This is a genomic window from Variovorax boronicumulans (assembly GCF_029892485.1).
In the GTDB taxonomy this organism is placed as follows: Bacteria; Pseudomonadota; Gammaproteobacteria; order Burkholderiales; family Burkholderiaceae_C; genus Variovorax; species Variovorax boronicumulans_B.
This window is the reverse complement of record NZ_JARXVG010000008.1, coordinates 100,788-118,608: the sequence shown is the minus strand read 5'-3', so window position 1 is coordinate 118,608 and position 17,821 is coordinate 100,788. Positions and strand designations below refer to the sequence as shown.

Sequence of the window (17,821 nt, the reverse complement as noted above, 5' to 3'; positions counted from 1 at the left end):
TTGCACCGTTGAGGAAGTTTGCCGAGCTGTGCCAAGATTGACTAGGTAATGAATGCTTAATACATTTATTAGCTCGACTAATCAGTTCATGCCGCGGAGACCGACATGCCAAGACGCAATCTCAACGACCTGCTTGCCTTCGTGACGGTGGCTCGGGAAGGCAGCTTCACCAAAGCGGCCGGCACACTTGGCGTCACGCAATCGGCGCTCAGCCAGGCGATACGCGGCCTGGAAGAAGGGCTGCAGATCCGCCTGCTCACGCGCACCACGCGCAGCGTTGCGCCGACGTCGGCCGGCGAGCGGCTCATGAAGGCGATCGGCCACCGTTTCGACGAGATCGAGGCTGAACTCGAGGCATTGACCGAGCTGCGCGACAAGCCCGCAGGTACCGTGCGCATCACCTGCGGCGACAACGTGCTGCACACGGTGCTGCTTCCCAAGCTCGCGCCGCTGCTGCGCGAGTACCCCGACATCAAGCTGGAGTTCGACATGAACTACAGCTTTCGCGACATCGTGGCCGACCGCTTCGATGCGGGCGTGCGCATGGGCAACACGATCGACAACGACATGATCGCCGTGCCCATCGGCCCGGCGCTGCAGATGGCGGTGGTGGCGTCACCCGACTACTTCGCCGTCAATCCCATTCCCAGGACGCCGGCCGATCTCACGTCGCACCAGTGCATCAACCAGCGCATGCCGACGTCGGGTGGGCTGTATGTCTGGGACTTCGAGAAGCGCGGTCGCAAGGTCAACGTTCGCGTCGATGGACCGCTGATCTTCAACACCGCACCGCCCCAGGTGGACGCGGCATTGGCCGGACTCGGCATCTCGCTGCTGCCGGAAGATGAACTGATGTCGCACATCGAATCGGGGCGGCTGGTTCGCGTGCTGCAGGACTGGTGCCCCAAGTTCGCCGGCTATCACCTGTACTACCCCAGCAAGCGACAGCCGTCTCCGGCCTTTTCGCTGGTGGTGAAGGCGCTGCGCTTCAGCGCTTCGCGGTAGCGGCGATGCGCTCGGGTCCGCGATGCCTCAGCGCCTCGATCACCAGCGCCAGGGCCGGCGCAATCTGGCGCCGGTTCGCGTAGTAGAGGTGATAGCCCGGAAAGGTCGGCCACCAATCTTCCAGCACCGGAACGAGCCGGCCAGCCTCGATGTGCGGCTGCATCAGATCGAAGGGCACGAACGCGAAGCCCATCCCGTCCAGTGCCGCTTGAAGCATCAATGAGGTGTTGTTAAAAACCGTCTGGCCCTGCACTCGCACGTTCAACGACTTCTTCCCTTTCTGGAAATCCCATGCATAAAGATTGCCCTGGGTAGGCAGCCGCAGATTGACGCAGCGGTGCGCCGTCAGATCCTGCGGCTTCTTCGGAATCGATTGGCCCGCAAGGTAATCCGGCGAAGCGGCGACGGCCATGCGCAGGTCCGTCGAGATGCGCACTGCCACCATGTCCTTGTCCACGCGGTCGCCCACTCGCACACCAGCGTCGAAACGGTGAGACGCGATGTCCGTGAAGGCGTAGTCGACGCTGAACTCGATCTGGACGTCGGGGTACTGCTTGAGCAAAGGCAGCAACCGCGGCCAGAGCACGGTGGTGATCGCATGGTCATGCGCCGTGATGCGCACCGTGCCGGCCGGCTTGTCGCGCATCGCGCTGAGCTGGCCCAGCTCGGCTTCGATCTCCTGGAGCCGCGGTGCCACTGTGTCGAGCAGGCGTGCACCGGCTTGCGTGGTTGAAACGCTCCGGGTGGTGCGGGTGAGAAGCCGCACCCCCAGGCGCGCTTCGAGCGCCAGCATCGCGTGGCTCAGCGCAGATCTCGACAGGCCCATCTGCGCGGCGGCACGGGTGAAGCTGCGCTCGCGCGCGACCACCACGAACGCCTGCAGGTCATTCAGGTTTTCCTTGGCCATTGGTGAGTCCTTTGCACATGGGCATCCCGATTTTGCTGTCTTCTCAGCCAAGAGGGTCGACCATAAAGTTCGATGACCGTTCCAGAAAGTACATCCCAATGAAGCTCATCCGCCCCGGCACACAGCCATCCGCCAGAGGACCCGCAGAGTCCTTCACCGGCACTGTCCGCATCGACATGCTGAACGCCCCACCGCCCCCGGCGCGCGCATCCTGCGCCAGCATCACATTCGAGCCGGGCGCGCGTTCCGCCTGGCATACACATCCGCTGGGCCAGACATTGATCGTCACGGCAGGTTGCGGCTGGACGCAGTGCGAAGGCGAGCCGATTGTCGAGATTCGCGCAGGCGACGTCATCTGGTGTCCGCCCGGTCACAAGCATTGGCACGGCGCGACCGCGACGACCGCCATGACGCACATCTCCGTGGCGGAGGCGCTCGACGGGCGAAACGTCGATTGGCTGGAACACGTTACCGACGCCGAGTACCTGGCAGCACCTTGAATCAATTCACGAATCCTGGAGTTCCAACCTTGAGCAACCATCTACGCCGAATCTTCGTCTGTCTTGCGATGACACAGGCGCTTGTCGCAGCTGCGCAGCCTTCTGCGGCGACGGTCGGCATGCAGATCACCCGGGCGGGATCGCAGCCGTCCGCTGCCGGGCCGGATGCTTTCTTTACCGGCCGCGCGAGAGTCGATCCGATCTGGCCCGCGGATGCCAACATCAACGCGGCAGGCGCCAACGTGACCTTCGAAGCCGGTGCGCGTTCCGCCTGGCACACCCATGCCGCGGGCCAGCACCTCGTCGTTGTCTCGGGCGTGGGTCGAACGCAGGAATGGGGCAAGCCCATCCAGGAAATCCGGCCGGGCGACGTGGTCTGGTGTCCTCCAGGGGTCAAGCACTGGCATGGCGCCTCTCCCACGACGGCCATGACGCACCTCGCGGTCACAGGCACGCTGGGCGGCAAGAACGTGGAATGGATGGAAAAGGTCAGCGATGAGCAGTACACCGCACGCTAGTCGTTCATCGCGCGTCGGCGCCAGCCTTGCGCTGGGCTTTGCAGCCCTGTTCAGCCAGGCAGACGCAACCGCACAGAAAGTACCCGCCATGACCCAGCAGCACCCCAGTTCGAAATCTCTCTCCGTACGCCAGCAGGCCATCGTTCCGATCGCAGCGTTCGGCGCAACGGGCGACATGCTTCGTCTCCATGCTGCATTGAACCAGGGCCTCGACGCCGGACTCACCGTGAACGACACCAAGGAAATCCTGGTCCAGCTCTATGCGTATGCCGGATTCCCGCGCAGCCTGAATGCACTGGGTGAGTTCATGAAGGTGGTCGAGGCTCGCAAGCAACGCGGGCTGAAGGACGCGCAGGGACAGGTTCCGGGTCGCGTCATCCCCAGGGGCGATGCCTTGCTGGCTGCCGGCACGACCAATCAGACGCAACTTGCGGGCAGTCCCGTGAAAGGGGCGCTTTTCGAGTTTGCGCCAGCCATCGACGAATTCCTCAAGACGCATCTGTTCGGCGACATCTTCGAGCGCGACAACCTCGACTGGCAGAGCCGTGAGCTCGCGACCGTCGCGATGCTGTCCTCGTTGCAGGGCGCCGATTCGCAGGTCCAATCGCACATGGGCATCAGCATGAACGTGGGCCTCACGGCCAGTCAGTTGACCCAGTTGGCGCAAGTGCTGGCCGAGAGGGTCGATGCGGAAGCGGCAGGAAGAGCGCGAGAAGCGCTTGCGCGTCAAATTGCGGTGCGAGCCAGACAATAACAAGCCTGGAAGCCCACCTGGCCAGACCGGCAATCGCTCTGATTCGTCCGTTCAGCGCGGCGCCGTCTTCACCGCATGCCGCGCCAGATGCACCTGGTGCAGCGTGATCTTGCGCACCTCCGCCTGGCTGGTCTCGATGTGCGCGCGCAGCAGCATCGCGGCCTGATCTCCGCGGTTCGCGCGGATCGCCTTGAGGATCTTCGCGTGCTCGTCGTAAGTGGCCTCGATGCGCGGCTGCTGCGTGAAGTCGAGCCGGCGGATGATGCGGATGCGGTCGGTCACGTCGCTGTGCACGCGCGCCATCTCGGCGTTGCCGGCAGCGGCCACCAGCGAGCAATGAAAGGCCTCGTCCCACTGCGCCACCTGCGCGGTGTCGGTGCTGCGCTCGACCGCCGGCACGAGCCAGATGCCGGCCAGCGTGTCGAGCAGGCTGCGATCGACGCGATGGTCGGCTTCGCAGATGCGGTGCACCGCGGTGGTCTCCAGCACCATGCGAAGGTCGTAAAGCTGTTCGAACTGATCGAAGTCGAACGGCAGCACACGCCAGCCGCTGCGGAACAGCACTTCGACAAAGCCCTCCTGCTGCAGCCGGAACAGCGCCTGCCGCACCGGCGTGCGCGACACGCCGAGCCGGTCGCTGATCTCGTTCTCGGTGAAGCGGTCGCCGGGCACGAGGATGAACTCGGCCACGTCGCGCTTGAGCTGCGCATAGACCTCGTCGGCGCGTGTGCGGAAAACGGCCGTATCGGCAACGGGTGCGGCGGTGGAAGCGGAGGGGGGTCGGACGGTAGACACGTGGGGGATGGTAGTCGCTGGCACCGGTCTCAGTTCGCGCTGTCCAGCGCCGCGAGCAGTGCCGCACTCGGCGCGGTCCAGCCGACGATCGCGCCCTGGGCGCGGATCATCTCGAGCGTCGCCGCCTTGAAGGCCGGAAAGTAGCTCTCGGTGCAGTCTTCGAGCAGCAGGCTGTCGTAACCGCGGTCGTTGGCTTCGCGCATGCTGGTCTGCACGCAGACCTCGGTGGTGACGCCGCCGAACAGCAGGTGCGTGATGCCGCGTTGCTGCAGCAGCTCATGCAGGCCGGTGGCGTAGAACATGCCCTTGCCGGGCTTGTCGATGACGATCTCGCCGTCGACCGGTGCGAGCGCCTCGATGATCTGGCTCCCGGGCGCGCCGGCGACGAGGATGCGGCCCATCGGGCCCGCGTCGCCGATGCGCAAGCTCGGGTTGCCGCGGTTGCGTTTGGCGGGCGGGCAGTCGGAGAGATCGGGCTTGTGCGCTTCCCTGGTGTGAATCACCAGACCACCTGCATTTCTCCACGCCTGCAAAGCCGCCTTCGTGGCCGGCACAATGGCTTCGAGCAGCGACACGTCGTTGCCCAGCGTTTCGCCGAAGCCACCGGGTTCGATGAAGTCGCGCTGCATGTCGATGAGGACCAGGGCTGTCTTTTCCAATTCGAACTCATAGGCGAAGGGGTTTGCTTCTATGTGCATGTGGCGTCTCTTTGGTTTTGAGGGCGGGGACTCGGCGATGGGCTGTGTGTCCCCGGCCGGCCGACGTCACCGGCCCTTCGGGCTTCCCTGCGCTGCTCACGACAGGCGGGGTCTCGCAGAACTCGCTCCACTGCGTTGCGCTCAAACAGCTGCGAGCCCTGATCCGCCTGTCGCTGCGCTGCTCGGCGGTGCCTCAACGGCCGACCGGGGACACACAGCCCATCGCCGCGGACGCATCGACGGCGAACACCCCACCTTGGAGCCCGGTGTGCGACGCGGAGCGGGCGGACTCCCGACAAAAAGCAGTGCACTCATGCAACCGCCTTCAAAGGCTCATGATGCCCACCACCCATGTGCGCCCCGATCACATGCCTTTCAGCTCCCGCAGCCGCAGTCTCGAACACGATCCGCCCCTCGCTCATCACGACGATCCGGTCCGCTAGCTCCAGCAGTTCATCGAGGTCTTCGCTGATCAGCAACACCGCCCCGCCCTTCTCCCGCACCTGCACGATGCGTGAATGGATTTCGGCCACGGCAGCAAAGTCGAGTCCGAACACCGGGTTCGCCGCAATCAGCACGTTGATGTCGCCAGCCAACTCTCGCGCCAGCACCGCGCGTTGCACGTTGCCCCCCGAGAGGCTGCGGATCGGCGCGCCCTCGCCCTGCGTCTTGACGCCGTACTCGGCGATCCACTCGCGCGCACGGTTGCGCCAGAACGGAAAATTCAGCACGCCGCTGCGCGACAACGGCGGCCTGTCGAAGTCGCGCAGCGCCATGTTCTCCGCGACGCTCAAGTCGCCCACGCAGGCGTTGCGCAGCGGCTCTTCGGGAAGGCTGCGCACCTTGAGGCTGCGGTTCTCGGCACGGCGCGCGTTGTAGGGCTGGCCCATCACGGTCACGCGGCCGGCCAGCCGCGGGCGTTGCCCGACCAGGGCTTCGACCAGTTCGCGCTGCCCGTTGCCGGAGACGCCCGCCACGCCGAGGATTTCTCCCGCGCGCACTGAAAGGCTCAGGTCATGCAGCGCGAGCGTGCCGCGGTCGCCCTGTGCCTTGAGGCCTTCGACCTTCAGCGCAACGGGCGCCGCATCGGACACAGGCTTCCTGGCGACGGGCGATGCAGGCGGCGCGGAAAGCACCGCGTCCTCACCGCCCATCATGGCCTGCGCCAACTGCGCCGGGCTCGTGTCCGCCACGCGGCAGTGATGCACCGCCTTGCCCCTGCGCAGCACCGTCACGCTGTCCGCATAGGCCATCACCTCGCGGAACTTGTGCGTGATGATGAGCACGGTGCACAGGCCGCTGCGCGCGAACTCGCGCACATGGCCCAGCACCTCGTCGGCCTCCTGCGGCGTGAGCACCGAGGTGGGCTCGTCGAGGATCAGCAGGCGCGGCTTCAGGTAGAGCTGCTTGAGCAGTTCCAGCTTCTGCTTCTCGCCCGCCGCAAGCTCCGACGGCCGCACATCGAGGTCCAGGCTGAAAGGCGTGGTGGCGAGAAACGCCTTCAGCTCCGCGCGCTTGGTCTTCCAGTCGATCAGCGGGGGCGTCTTGCCGCCGGCCAGCAGCAGGTTCTCGGCCACCGTCATGCCCGGTGCCAGCGTGAAGTGCTGGTAGACCATGCCGATGCCCAGCGCGCGCGCGACGATGGGGTTGGCGATGTCCTGCTCGCGCCCGTCGATCAGGATGCTGCCCTCCTCCGCGCGCTGGAAACCGGCCACGCACTTCACCAGCGTGCTCTTGCCGGCGCCGTTCTCGCCGAGCAGCGCATGCACCGTGCCGGGCTCCACGCGCATGGTCACGCGGTCCATCGCGGTGAAGGCGCCGAAGCGCTTGGTCAGTTCGTAGGTATCGAGCGCGAGCGCACCACTGCCCGCGGGCAGCGCGCCAATGGCATGGAGAGCGACGGTGCTCATGGGTTCATCAACCCAGCGCGGCCAGCAGCTGCTGCGAGGTCGTGTGCGCGCCGAACACGCCGCCCTGCATCGTGATCATCTTCAGCGCCGCGAGATGGTTGCCGTGGTCGGTGGCGGCCGTGCAGTCCGACAGCAAGAGGCATTCGAAGCCGCGGTCGTTCGCATCGCGCATCGTGGTGTGCACGCACACGTCGGTGGTGATGCCCGCGAGGATCAGGTTCTCGATGCCGCGCGTGCGCAGGATGAGCTCCAGGTCGGTCGCATAGAACGAGCCCTTGCCGGGCTTGTCGATCACCACCTCGCCGGGCAGCGGCGCGAGTTCGGGAATGATGTCCCAGCCCGGCTCGCCGCGCACGAGGATGCGGCCGCACGGGCCGTCGTCGCCGATGCCCACGCCGTTGGCGCCGATCTGGCGCGAACGCCAGCGCTTGTTGGCCGGCAGGTCCGCAAGGTCGGGCCGGTGGCCTTCGCGCGTGTGGATGATGTGAAAGCCCAGCGGCCTCAATGCGGCGAGCGTGCGCGCGATCGGTTGGATGGGCGCCTGCACCAGCGACAGGTCGTAGCCCATCACATCGACATAGCCGCCCTTGCCGCAGAAGTCGGTCTGCATGTCGATCACGATCAGCGCGGTGTTCTCGGGGCGCAGGTCGCCGTTGTAGGGCCAGGCATAGGGCTCGGAAGCGATGGTGGTCATGGCGGTGCTCATCCTTGGTAGTTGCGTTCCGGCGGCGCGAAGCCGCAGCTCGTGCCGTCGGTCACCTTCACGTCGGTGCTCCACGGCAACTTGTAGGTGCCGGCGGCCATGTCGTGCATGTAGGTGTAGGGGCAGTCCTGCGCGCCGCCCTTCACCGCGACATAACCGCGGTGGTAGAGCTGGTAGATGTTGTTCTCCACACCCCAGCCGGTGCGTGCCTCATGCACGAGGTCGGGCCGCAGTTCGGCGGTGATGATCTCGTCGACGCGCCCGCCGCCCTCGACCAGCACCGTGCCGTCGAAATTGCAGAACATGCCCTCGCCCATCGAGTCGAAGCTGCCGTCGCTGCCGCAGAGGCACACGCTCGCGGTGTAGGCGAGGTTGCAGAAGGCGTTGGCCTGGTTGGTGATCTTCCACGCATGCCGGATCGGCGCGGTGTAGCCGGCCGTGCGCAGGATGATGTCGGCGCCTTTGTACGCAGCCTCGCGTGCCATCTCGGGGAACATGCCGTCGTGGCAGATGATGAGCGAGAGCTTGCTGCCGTTGGGGCCGTCGCACACCGGAATGCCGAGGTTGCCGGGCTCCCACGGTTCGACCGGCACCCATGGGTGCAGCTTGCGGTAGTAAAGCTTGATCTCGCCCTGGTCGTCGATGACGAGGCCGCTGTTGTACGGGTTGCCGCCGGGGTTGGCTTCCATGATCGAGAAGCAGCCCCAGATGCGGTGCTCGACACACGCGCGCTTGAAGGCCGCGACCTCGGGGCCGTCGAGCGTGCACATGATCTCGGGGTTGGTGTCCATCGAGAGGCCGTGCAGCGCGTACTCCGGGAACACCACGAGGTCCATCGTCGACTGGTTGCGGCGCGCCTTGCCCACCATCTCGCAGATGCGCTGCGTCTGCGCGGCCAGGTCGGCCGGCGTCTTCACGTTCGGCAGTTGCAACTGCACCAGGCCGACGACGACGCCGTGCGCCGATTTGTTGAGGCCACCCAGACCGCTCATGGTGTTCAGTTCCTTGTCGAAGAAAGTTCGCCGGGGCTGCCGATGGCCGCGCTGCCCGGCTTGCAGGTGAGCACCAGGATCACCAGCGTGAGCACATAGGGCACGGTGTTGAAGAGGTGGTAGCCCCAGCCGATGCCGATCCACTGCAGCGCGGGGCCGATGGCACCTGCGCCGCCGAAGAGAAAGGCCGCGCCCACGCAGCGCAGCGGGCTCCAGCGCGCAAAGATCACGAGCGCGACGGCGATCAGGCCCTGGCCGCTCGAGATGCCTTCGTTCCAGCTGCCCGGATAGAACAGCGTGAGCGACGCGCCGCCGAGACCGGCGATGAAGCCACCCGCCGTGGTTGCCGCGATGCGCAGGCCCAAGACCGAATAGCCGAGCGCGCGCGTGGCGTGCGCCGAGTCGCCCGCCATGCGCACCAGCAGGCCGGCACGGGTGCGTGCGAAGCCCCACCAGAGCAGCACCGCGAGCGCGATGCCGATGGGCACCAGCGCGTTGAGCTGCAGTGCGGAGCGCACCACCGTGTTGTCGCTCCAGAAGCCCAGTGGTATCGCGGGGATCTGCGGCGCCTGCGGCTGGATCAATGGCTTGCCCAGGTAGAACGCGAGGCCCGTGCCGAGCAGCATCAGCGCGATGCCGGTCGCCACGTCGTTGACGCGATCGAGCGAGCACAAAAGGCCGTGCAGCAGCGCGAGCACCGCACCCGCCAACGCACCGATCAGCACACCGAGCCAGGCCGAATCGGTGAGGTAGGCGCCGCCGAAGGCCGCCATCGCCGACAGCACCAGCACGCCTTCGAGCCCGAGATTGATGCGGCCCGATTTCTCGGTGAGGCATTCGCCCAGGCTCACGAAAAGAAAAGGTGCGCCCACGCGCAACGCACCGCCGACGATGCCGGCCACGAGGGCGATCCACTGGTCAGCGGTCATGCAGGGCTCCCCGAGGCGCGGAACATGCGCGTGCGCAGCGCCTTCCAGTCGATCATGCGCAAGCCCTCGCTCGCGAGGATCAGCACGAACGCGATGCCCTGCAGCACCAGCACAGAGGCATCGGGCAACCCGAGCCGCCGCTGCAGCAGGCTGCCCGCCGCACCGAAGCCGCCGAACAGGATCGCCACCGGCACGATGGCCACCGGGTTGTGCCGCGCGATGAACGACACCAGGATGCCCGCGTAGCCATAGCCCGCGATCAGCGAGGCATTGGCATTGGTGTGCACCGCCGCCACCTCGACCGCGCCCGCGAGCCCCGCGCAGGCGCCGCCGAGTCCGCAGGCACCGAGGATGAGCCGCGTGGCCGGCAGGCCCACGAGCTGCGCGGTGCGCGGATTGCCGCCGACCACGCGCACCGAAAAGCCCGAGGCGGTCGCGCGCAGCCACCAGCCGAGGCCGAGGCAGGCCACCACGCCGATCACGAAGCCCCAGTGCACGTCGGAGCCACCGATGCCGCCGATCAGCAGCCCGTCGTTCAGCGCGTACGTCGATGGCTTGTTCAGGCTCGCCGGATCGCGCAGCGGCCCTTCGACCAGGTGCTTGAAGATGCCGATGGCGATGTAGGCCAGCAGCAGGCTGCTGATGGTTTCGTTGATGCCGCGGTACTGGCGCAGCCAGCCCGCGAGCGAGATCCACAGCGCGCCGGCCAGCGCACCCGCGATGCAGACGATCATCGTGCCGACGACGTTGGCGGGCAACGGCACCGCATGCGCCAGCGCCGCGCAGGCCAGGCCGCCGAACACCAGCGCGCCCTCGCCGCCGATGACGATCAGCCCCGCACGCGCGGGCAGCGCCACGCACAGCGCGGTGAGCATCAGCGGCGCCGCGCGCTGCAGCGTGTTCTGCCATGAGAACCAGTCGCCGAACGCGCCCTTGAAGAGCGTCGCCCACACTTCCACCGGATCGACGCCGGCAAAGGCGACGAGCACGCCGAACAGCAGCAGCGCCGCCGCGATGGCGAACACCGGCAGGGCGAATTCCTTGAGCGCGTGACGCATGGAGGTCGAGCTCAGGCCGAGCCGATGACGCCTTCGACGAGGTAGTTCATCTTCTCGAGCTCCAGGTCGGTCTGCTTCAGGACTTTGCCGGCGGGCACCACGACCGCGCCCTTGTTGTCCTTGATGCCGTCCTTGAAGATGTCGAAGGTGCCCGCGATCATCTTGGCCTTGATGTCGTCGGCCTGCTTCTTCGCGGCGTCCGGCACCATGGGGCCGTAGGCGGACATCTTCACGTAGCCCTCCTTCAGGCCGCCACGCAGGAAGTTGGGATGCGGCTTGCCGGCCTGCGCGGCGTCGATGGCGGTCTTGTAGGCGGTGAGCCAGTTCCACTCGGCGCCCGTGAGGTACGCATTGGGTGCCAGCTTGGCCTGGCTCGCGTGGTAGCCGCAGACCATCTTGCCGCGCTTGGCTGCTGTCTCGACCACCACCTTGGGGCCGTCCACATGCATGGTGAACACGTCGCAGCCCTGGTCGGCCAGGCTGTTGGTGGCCTCGGCCTCCTTCACGGCCATCGACCAGTCGCCGGTGAAGATCACGCTGCAGGTGATGTTCGGCTTGACCGAGCGCGCACCGAGCGTGAAGGCGTTGATGTTGCGCAGCACCTGCGGAATGGGCTTGGCGGCGACGAAGGCGATCTTGTTGCTCTTGGTCATGTGCGCGGCGATCACGCCGTTGAGGAACTGGCACTCGTCGATGTAGCCGAAGAAGCTGCCCGCGTTCTTCGGGTGCTTGCCTTCGGTCCACAGGCCACCGCAGTGCGAGAAGCGCACGTCGGGGTACTTGGGCGCCACGGCCAGGATGTGCGGATCGAAGTAGCCGAACGAAGTGGGGAACAGGAGCTTGGCGCCGTCCTGCGAAATCATGCCGGCCATGGTCTTCTGCACGGCCGCAGTCTCGGGCACGTTCTCTTCTTCCACCACCTTCACGCCGGGCAGCTTCTTGATTTCGGCCGCGGCCATGGCGTGCGCCTGGTTGTAGCCGTAGTCGTCGCGCGCGCCGACGTAGATCACGCCGACGGTCAGCGGCTTGGCCTGTGCGCTGGCGAAGGCACTCCAGCCTCCGAGGGTGCCGGCGGCGCCGAGCGCGGCCAGGGACTTGAGGGAATCGCGGCGATTGAGTGGGCTAGTCATGGCGTTCTTTCAAGAAGTGAAGGGAGGTGCAAAAAATGTGCCGCTCAGGCCGGCAGGCTCACGTGGGCGGCGGCCACGCGCCAGCCGTCGGCGGTGCGTATCCAGGTCTGGCTCTGGCGGCCGACCTGGCGGCTGCCTTCGCGGCGGAACTCGACGTTCGCGGTCGCGAAGTCGCGGCCGTAGGTGGTGATGACGGTGCGCAGCAGCTCGCGCGGCGGACTCTGCACCGGCAGCGAAGCGCGAAAGGCGCGGATGTCGGCGTGGCCGTAGTGGTTCTCGGAGAAGCCGTAGCGCAGCGTGTGCGGGCTGTTCCAGAACAGTTCGTCGAGCACGGCGCGCTGGTTGGTCACGAGCGCTTCTTCGTAGCGCGCGAATACGGCGCTGACCTCGGCATGCACCTCGGGAAGGTTGATCTCCAGCGTCATCGGCGCACCTCGCGCTGGAAGATGTCCAGGCTCAGCTTCTTCATCGCGACGAAGCTCTCGGTGCTGAGCGTCTCGATGGTGCGCGGGCGCGCATCGCCGTAGCGCAGGATCTCGGCCACCTTGGTGGGGCGCTTGGTCAGCAACAGCACTTCGTCGGCGAGGTAGACGGCCTCCTCGAGGTCGTGCGACACCAGCAGCATCGTGGTGCCGGTCTTCATGAACACCTCCTGCAGCTTCTCGCGGATGAAGAGCGTCATCTCGAAGTCCAGCGCGGAGAAGGGCTCGTCGAGGAACAGCACCTCGGGGTTGGGCGCGAGCGCGCGCATGATCGATGCGGTCTGCTGCTGGCCGCCCGAGAGTTCGTACGGAAAGCGCTTCAGGTCGAACTTCACGTCGAACGACGCCACGAGTTCCTCCATGCGCCGGTCGACCTCGGCCTTGCTGCGCCCTTCGAGCTTCAGCGGATAGGCGATGTTGTCGATGGTGCGCATCCACGGGAACATTGCCTCGCGGTAGTTCTGGAACACGTAGCCGATCTTGGTGTCCTTGCGCTGCTTGCCGTCGAACAGGATCTCGCCCGAATCGATGGGCACCAGCCCCGCGATCATGTTGATGAGCGTGGACTTGCCGCAGCCGTTGGGCCCGAACACCGAGACGATGCGGTGCTTGGGAATGTCCAGGTCGAAGTTCTCGTACAGCGGCCAGCCCGCGAAGTACTTGGTCAGGCCGCGGATGGTGATGTGCGTGCCGGCGGGGCCGGGCTTGAAGACCGGCTTGGGCACGTCGGCATACACCGGGCCGTTGATGACGATGTCGGGTGTGACTTTCATCTTCCGCTCCAGTGCACGATGCGGCGCTCGGCGACGAGAAAGAGGATGTTGAGCGCGTAGCCCAGCGCACCGGCTGCAAGGATTGCCGCATACATGCTCTTCACGTTGAGCACCTGCTGCGCATCGATGATGCGGTGGCCCAGGCCCGTGTCGGAGCCGATGAACATCTCGGCCACGATGACGATCACCAGCGCCATCGACACCGCCGAGCGCAGGCCGACGAAGCTGGGCTGCAGGCTCTCCCAGATCAGCACATCCTTGAAGACCTGCCAGCGCGAGGCGCCCATGACCTTCGCTGCCATCACGCGTTGCTTCCTGGCATTGATGACACCGTAGGCGCTGTTGAACACCACGATGAGCAGCGCGCCGAAGGCCGCGATGGCGATCTTGTTGACGTCGCTCACGCCGAAGATCAGCAGAAACAGCGGAATGAGCGCGGACGACGGCGTCGAGCGGAAGAAGTCGATCAGGAACTCCACGCTGCGGTACGCCTTCTCGTTGCTGCCGAGCAGCACGCCCAGCGGTACGCCGACCACCGCCGCGATGAGAAAGGCCTGCAAGGTGCGCCAGACCGTCATCGCGAAGTCGGTGAGCAGCGGCCCGCCCGCGAGACCCGTGATCAGCGCGGCGATGGTGTCGGCGGGCGTGGGCAGAAGAATCGGCTTGATGAAGCCCAGGCGCACCACCAGGTCCCACACGATGAACAGCACCACGGGGCCGATGAAGGGCAGCATCCGGTCGCGCAGCGGCGGCTTGGGCGCGACGGCGTTGAGGCTGGCCGGCGGTGTCCACGGCGCGGCCGTGGTCGTGCTTGCGTCGGCCATGGTCACGCCTTGTAGAGGAGGCCGTCCACCAGCACCTTCTTCTCGAAGATGCCTTTGTCGGTGAACAGGTCGTAGAACTTCTGGAAGTACGCGACGTCGCTCGGCTTGAACTCGTTGTAGAGCATGTACGAGGCGAGCGGCACTTCGGCCGTGAGCTTGCCTTCGATGGCGGTGTAGCCCTTCATGTGCTGGCGCGCATCGTCGGGTTTGGTGCGGACCAGCTCCACGCCGCGCGCATACGCGGCGATGTACTTCTTCGCGACCTCCGGGTTCTTCTTGATGAACTCGGTGATGAGGCTGGCCGCACCGCCGTGCCATGGCGCCATCGGATCGCCGAGGATGTATTTGGCGACCACGCCGGCCTCGATGACGCGCGTGGTGCCGTTCATGCGCCCGACCGTGCCTGTGGGCTCCAGCGTGTAGCAGGCATCGACCTGGCCCGCGACCAGCGCGGCCACATGCTGGCCGATGGGCAGCTCGCTCACGACCGCGCCCTTGGCGCCCGCGCGCTCCAGCATGGTCTTGCACAGCGTGACGTTCTGGATGCCGGGGCCCGAGGCGACCTTCTTGCCGGCCAACTCGGCCATCGTCTTGACGGGGCTGTCCTTGGCGACGATGAATTCGTCGAGCACGAACTTCGCGTTGCTCGGGTTGGTGCAGAAGATCTTGAAGAGGCCGGGCTGCGCGATCTCGCCGATGGCAAGGTTGGCCGAGCCGGTGCCGTTCGCGCTGCCGTCGCAGCGGCCCGCGAGCATGCCCTCCATCACCTGCTGCGCACCGGCGAACTTCAGCGGCTCGACGTCGAGGCCCGCTTCCTTGAAGTAACCCCTGTCCACCGCGGCGAAGAAAGGCAAGCCCGCAGCCACAGGCCAGAAGCCGATGCGCAGCTTGGGCGCGGCCTGCGCGCGCACGATGGCCGGCGCGGCCAGCACGGCCAGGCCCGCGGCACCGGCCTGCAACAACTGGCGGCGTGATGCGGAAGATTTTTCGAGGGTGCTCATCGGGGCTCCTGGATCGGTCGATCAGTTGGAAAGGGTGGCGGCACGGCTCGCCACATAGGCACGCCAGCCGCCGTGGTGGGTCACGTCCTGTGCGTCGGCCAGTGCGTGGCCCTCGCAGATGAAGCCGTTCACCCAGCTGCCGTCGGCCAGCTCGACACTGCCGAGGCCCAGCGGTGGCGGGATCAAAGCGAGAAAGCTGCCGACCTGCGCGATGGGCATGGCCCACACCTCCAGCGCGATGGCGGCACCGCCTTCCGCACTGCGCTGCAGGCCGGGTTTGGGCGGCGTGGTGCCGGGCAACGCGAAGAGGCGGTAGGCGGCCGAAGTGGTCGTGGCGCGCAGCAGCGTGGCGCCGCGTTCGGTGAGCTGGCCGTTGAGCGGCATGCCCGAGAGATGGGCGCCGACCACCGCGATGGCGAGGGTCTGCGGTGCCGGTGCCGCGAGACAGGGCACGGGGCGCGGCGCGGGGAGCGGCTGGCCGGTCGCGCCCTGCGTGAGGCCGGTCGCGTGGTGGTAGCGCTGGCCGAGGTCGGCCAGCGCGAGGTCGCTGCCGCTCGGGCCGATCAGCGTGATGCCGAACGGCAGGCTGTCCGCACGCAGGCTGCTCGGCACCGAGAGCGCCGCGTAGTCGAGCAGGTTGACGAAGTTGGTGTACGCGCCGAGGTTGCGGTTGAGCACGACCGGGTCGGCGCGCATCTGCTCGCGCGTGTAGTGCGTGGGCGCGGTGGGCACGAGCAGCACGTCGATGTCGCGCCACATCGGTTCGACCTGTTGCGCGATGGCGCGCAATTGCGTTTGCGCTTCGAACACGTCCGCGGCCACGTAGCCTTTGCCGCTCGCGAGGATGCTGCGCACCGGCTCGATCACCTCGTCGGCATGCGCATCGAAGAACTCGCGCACGGCGGCGTAGCGCTCTGCGACGAGCGCGCTTTCATAGAGCAGCGCGGCTGCTTCGGCGAGCGGCGCATAGGGAATGGTGACGGCCGTGCCGCCCAGCGCGACGAGCTTGGCCTGCGCATCGCGGAAGGCTTCTTCGGCAGCGGTGTCGCCGAAGAAGCTCAGCGTGTCCGGCACGCCGAAGCTGAAGTGCGCAGGAAACGGCTTGCGGCGCATGGCGATGTCGCGCGAATAAGGGTCGCGCGGGTCGTGGCCCGCGGCGGCCAGCATCACGTCGACGGCCAGCGCGACGGTGCGCGCGAAGATCGAAACGCAGTCCGCGCTCTGTGCTGCCGGCACCACGCCGAAGGTGCTGAGCAGCCCGCGCGAGGGCTTGAGGCCGACGATGTTGTTGAGCCCGGCGGGCACGCGGCCCGAGCCGGCGGTGTCGGTGCCGAGGGCGAAGTCGACCTCGCCTGCGGCCACCACATAGGCCGAGCCCGAACTGGAGCCGCCCGAGACATAACGGGCATCGAAGGCATTGGGCACTTCGCCATACGGCGAGCGCGTGCCGTTCAGGCCGCAAGCGAACTGGTCGAGATTGGTCTTGCCGGCCAGCGATGCACCGGCTTCGAGCAGCCGCTGCACCACGGCCGCATGTGCCGTGGGCCGGCGGTCGAAGGCCGGGCAGGCGGCGGTGGTGGGCACGCCGGCCACATCGATGTTGTCCTTGACCGCGAAGCGCAGCCCGGCGAGCGGCAGGGTCACGCCGGGGGTCTCGGCAGTTTCGGCACCGGCCACGGGCGCCGCGAATTTCGCGATCCAGGCAGCGGCGGTCAGCGGGTCGGGTTCATGCACCATCATCAGGCATCCAAACTTGTGTACAAGTCGAGATGCAAGCAATGTGCCAGCCGGGACGAGGGCCGTGATGGCAATCGGGGACTTGCTCCCTCTCCCCTTGGGGGGGTGAGGGCGAGGTGCCGGCGATGAGGAGCGGCCCCCTTATATGAAGGCCGCCGCCCTCACCCCCGCCTTCTCCCCAAGGGGAGAGGGAGTCATGCAGGGAGCCTGAGGCTCAGCTGCGCTTGGCGTTGCGGTAGAGGCTTTCGACCTTCGGGATGTTCGCTTCGAGCTTCGCGATCCGGTCGGTGCCGCTCGGGTGGGTCGACAGAAAGCTCAGCCCGCCCTGGTTCTTCGAGGCGGTGGCCATCTTGTTCCACAGCGAGACCGAGGCCTTCGGGTCATAGCCCGCGCGCGCCGCGAGTTCGAGCCCCACGAGGTCGGCCTCGGTCTCGTCGCTGCGGCTGAACTTGAGCGTGATGAGCTGCGTGCCGGCACGCGCCGCCAGATCGCCCACCTGGCCCAGGCCGAGCAGCTGCGCGCCGATGGACAGCGCCGCGCCGGTGCCGGCGCTCTTGGCCATGCGGGCGCGGGCGTGTTCGCGCAGCGCGTGGGCCATCTCGTGGCCCATCACCATCGCGACCTCGTCGTCGCTCAGCTTGAGCTGTTCGAGGATGCCGGTGAAGAAGGCGATCTTGCCACCGGGCATGCAGAAGGCGTTGATCTGCTTGCTGCCGATCAGGTTGACCTCCCACTTCCATTCGCGCGCCCGGGTGTTCCAGGGCGTGGCGAAGGGAATGAGCCGCTGCGCGATGGTGCGCAGCCGCTGCAGTTGCGCGTTGTTGTCGCCGGCGAGCGCGTTCTTGGCACGGGCCTGCGCTAGCAGCTGGCCGTACTGCTGGACGCCGGCCGCCTCGATCTTGTCTGCCGGCACGAGGTTGCGCGCCACCGAGGCGTTGCCGACGTTGACCTGCGCGAACGCCGGACCGCCCACAGCCGCGGCGGCCGCTCCGGCCGCGGCCAGCAGGAAGGCCCTTCGCGGCTGCCAGGGCGAGGCAGGGGAGGCGGCGGAGGTGGCGGAAATGAGGCGTTCGCATCGTGTGCACATAGGGGGCGGATCATAGGA

The 17,821-nt window shown here is 66.8% G+C and carries 19 protein-coding genes; 4 read left to right on the top strand and 15 right to left on the bottom strand.

The features are described 5' to 3' along the window. The first annotated feature begins 105 nt into the window (after positions 1-105). A complete protein-coding gene (locus tag M2282_RS19480; protein ID WP_280810421.1) occupies positions 106-1,005 on the top strand; it encodes a LysR family transcriptional regulator in 900 nt (299 codons plus the stop codon). On the opposite strand, the gene M2282_RS19475 is transcribed toward M2282_RS19480, so the two are convergent. Beyond that, positions 989-1,912, bottom strand: a complete 924-nt coding sequence (locus M2282_RS19475) for a LysR family transcriptional regulator (RefSeq protein ID WP_280810420.1) — start codon at positions 1,910-1,912, stop codon at positions 989-991. The genes M2282_RS19480 and M2282_RS19475 overlap by 17 nt on opposite strands. Positions 1,913-2,010: 98 nt before the next feature. Here M2282_RS19475 and M2282_RS19470 point away from each other — a divergent pair, with 98 nt between their 5' ends. The 3 genes from M2282_RS19470 (at position 2,011) to M2282_RS19460 (ending at position 3,684) form a co-directional block, all read left to right on the top strand. Further along, entirely contained in the window at positions 2,011-2,412 is a 402-nt protein-coding gene (locus tag M2282_RS19470) for a (R)-mandelonitrile lyase (RefSeq protein WP_280810419.1), read from the top strand. Between the two features lie 68 nt (positions 2,413-2,480). Beyond that, entirely contained in the window at positions 2,481-2,930 is a 450-nt protein-coding gene (locus M2282_RS19465; protein WP_280810566.1) for a (R)-mandelonitrile lyase, read from the top strand. Between the two features lie 88 nt (positions 2,931-3,018). Next, the gene (locus M2282_RS19460; RefSeq protein WP_280810565.1) at positions 3,019-3,684 is read left to right on the top strand and encodes a carboxymuconolactone decarboxylase family protein; all 666 of its coding nucleotides are present in this window, start codon (positions 3,019-3,021) and stop codon (positions 3,682-3,684) included. Between the two features lie 51 nt (positions 3,685-3,735). On the opposite strand, the gene M2282_RS19455 is transcribed toward M2282_RS19460, so the two are convergent. The 14 genes from M2282_RS19455 to M2282_RS19390 form a co-directional block, all read right to left on the bottom strand. Beyond that, a complete protein-coding gene (locus M2282_RS19455; RefSeq protein ID WP_280810418.1) occupies positions 3,736-4,479 on the bottom strand; it encodes a GntR family transcriptional regulator in 744 nt (247 codons plus the stop codon). Between the two features lie 29 nt (positions 4,480-4,508). Further along, a complete protein-coding gene (locus M2282_RS19450; RefSeq protein ID WP_280810417.1) occupies positions 4,509-5,177 on the bottom strand; it encodes a cysteine hydrolase family protein in 669 nt (222 codons plus the stop codon). A gap of 311 nt (positions 5,178-5,488) precedes the next feature. After that, positions 5,489-7,087, bottom strand: coding sequence for an ABC transporter ATP-binding protein (locus M2282_RS19445; protein WP_280810416.1), 1,599 nt, complete (start codon positions 7,085-7,087; stop codon positions 5,489-5,491). Between the two features lie 7 nt (positions 7,088-7,094). Further along, positions 7,095-7,781 carry a biuret amidohydrolase gene (gene biuH / locus M2282_RS19440; RefSeq protein ID WP_432422916.1) on the bottom strand — a complete coding sequence of 229 codons (687 nt, stop codon included), beginning with the start codon at positions 7,779-7,781 and terminating at the stop codon, positions 7,095-7,097. An 8-nt stretch (positions 7,782-7,789) separates the two neighbouring features. Then, complete coding sequence (locus M2282_RS19435) at positions 7,790-8,782, bottom strand: formamidase (RefSeq protein WP_280810414.1); 993 nt, start codon at positions 8,780-8,782, stop codon at positions 7,790-7,792. Positions 8,783-8,787: 5 nt separating this feature from the next. Beyond that, the gene (locus tag M2282_RS19430) at positions 8,788-9,711 is read right to left on the bottom strand and encodes an ABC transporter permease (protein WP_280810413.1); all 924 of its coding nucleotides are present in this window, start codon (positions 9,709-9,711) and stop codon (positions 8,788-8,790) included. Then, positions 9,708-10,769: an ABC transporter permease gene (locus tag M2282_RS19425; protein WP_280810412.1), complete on the bottom strand. Its 1,062-nt coding sequence runs from the start codon at positions 10,767-10,769 to the stop codon at positions 9,708-9,710. Before M2282_RS19425 ends, M2282_RS19430 begins: the two co-directional genes overlap by 4 nt. Before the next feature lie 11 nt (positions 10,770-10,780). Continuing rightward, the gene (locus tag M2282_RS19420; RefSeq protein WP_280810411.1) at positions 10,781-11,899 is read right to left on the bottom strand and encodes a BMP family ABC transporter substrate-binding protein; all 1,119 of its coding nucleotides are present in this window, start codon (positions 11,897-11,899) and stop codon (positions 10,781-10,783) included. Between the two features lie 44 nt (positions 11,900-11,943). Beyond that, the gene (gene hpxZ, locus M2282_RS19415) at positions 11,944-12,324 is read right to left on the bottom strand and encodes an oxalurate catabolism protein HpxZ (protein ID WP_280810410.1); all 381 of its coding nucleotides are present in this window, start codon (positions 12,322-12,324) and stop codon (positions 11,944-11,946) included. After that, entirely contained in the window at positions 12,321-13,154 is an 834-nt protein-coding gene (locus M2282_RS19410; RefSeq protein ID WP_280810409.1) for an ABC transporter ATP-binding protein, read from the bottom strand. Before M2282_RS19410 ends, hpxZ begins: the two co-directional genes overlap by 4 nt. Next, positions 13,151-13,978 carry an ABC transporter permease gene (locus M2282_RS19405; protein ID WP_280810408.1) on the bottom strand — a complete coding sequence of 276 codons (828 nt, stop codon included), beginning with the start codon at positions 13,976-13,978 and terminating at the stop codon, positions 13,151-13,153. Before M2282_RS19405 ends, M2282_RS19410 begins: the two co-directional genes overlap by 4 nt. Before the next feature lie 2 nt (positions 13,979-13,980). Next, positions 13,981-14,979 carry an ABC transporter substrate-binding protein gene (locus M2282_RS19400; RefSeq protein ID WP_280810407.1) on the bottom strand — a complete coding sequence of 333 codons (999 nt, stop codon included), beginning with the start codon at positions 14,977-14,979 and terminating at the stop codon, positions 13,981-13,983. 21 nt (positions 14,980-15,000) lie between these two features. After that, positions 15,001-16,719, bottom strand: coding sequence for an allophanate hydrolase (gene atzF / locus M2282_RS19395; RefSeq protein ID WP_280810406.1), 1,719 nt, complete (start codon positions 16,717-16,719; stop codon positions 15,001-15,003). 211 nt (positions 16,720-16,930) lie between these two features. Next, complete coding sequence (locus M2282_RS19390) at positions 16,931-17,803, bottom strand: M48 family metallopeptidase (RefSeq protein ID WP_280810405.1); 873 nt, start codon at positions 17,801-17,803, stop codon at positions 16,931-16,933. Positions 17,804-17,821 lie beyond the last annotated feature (18 nt).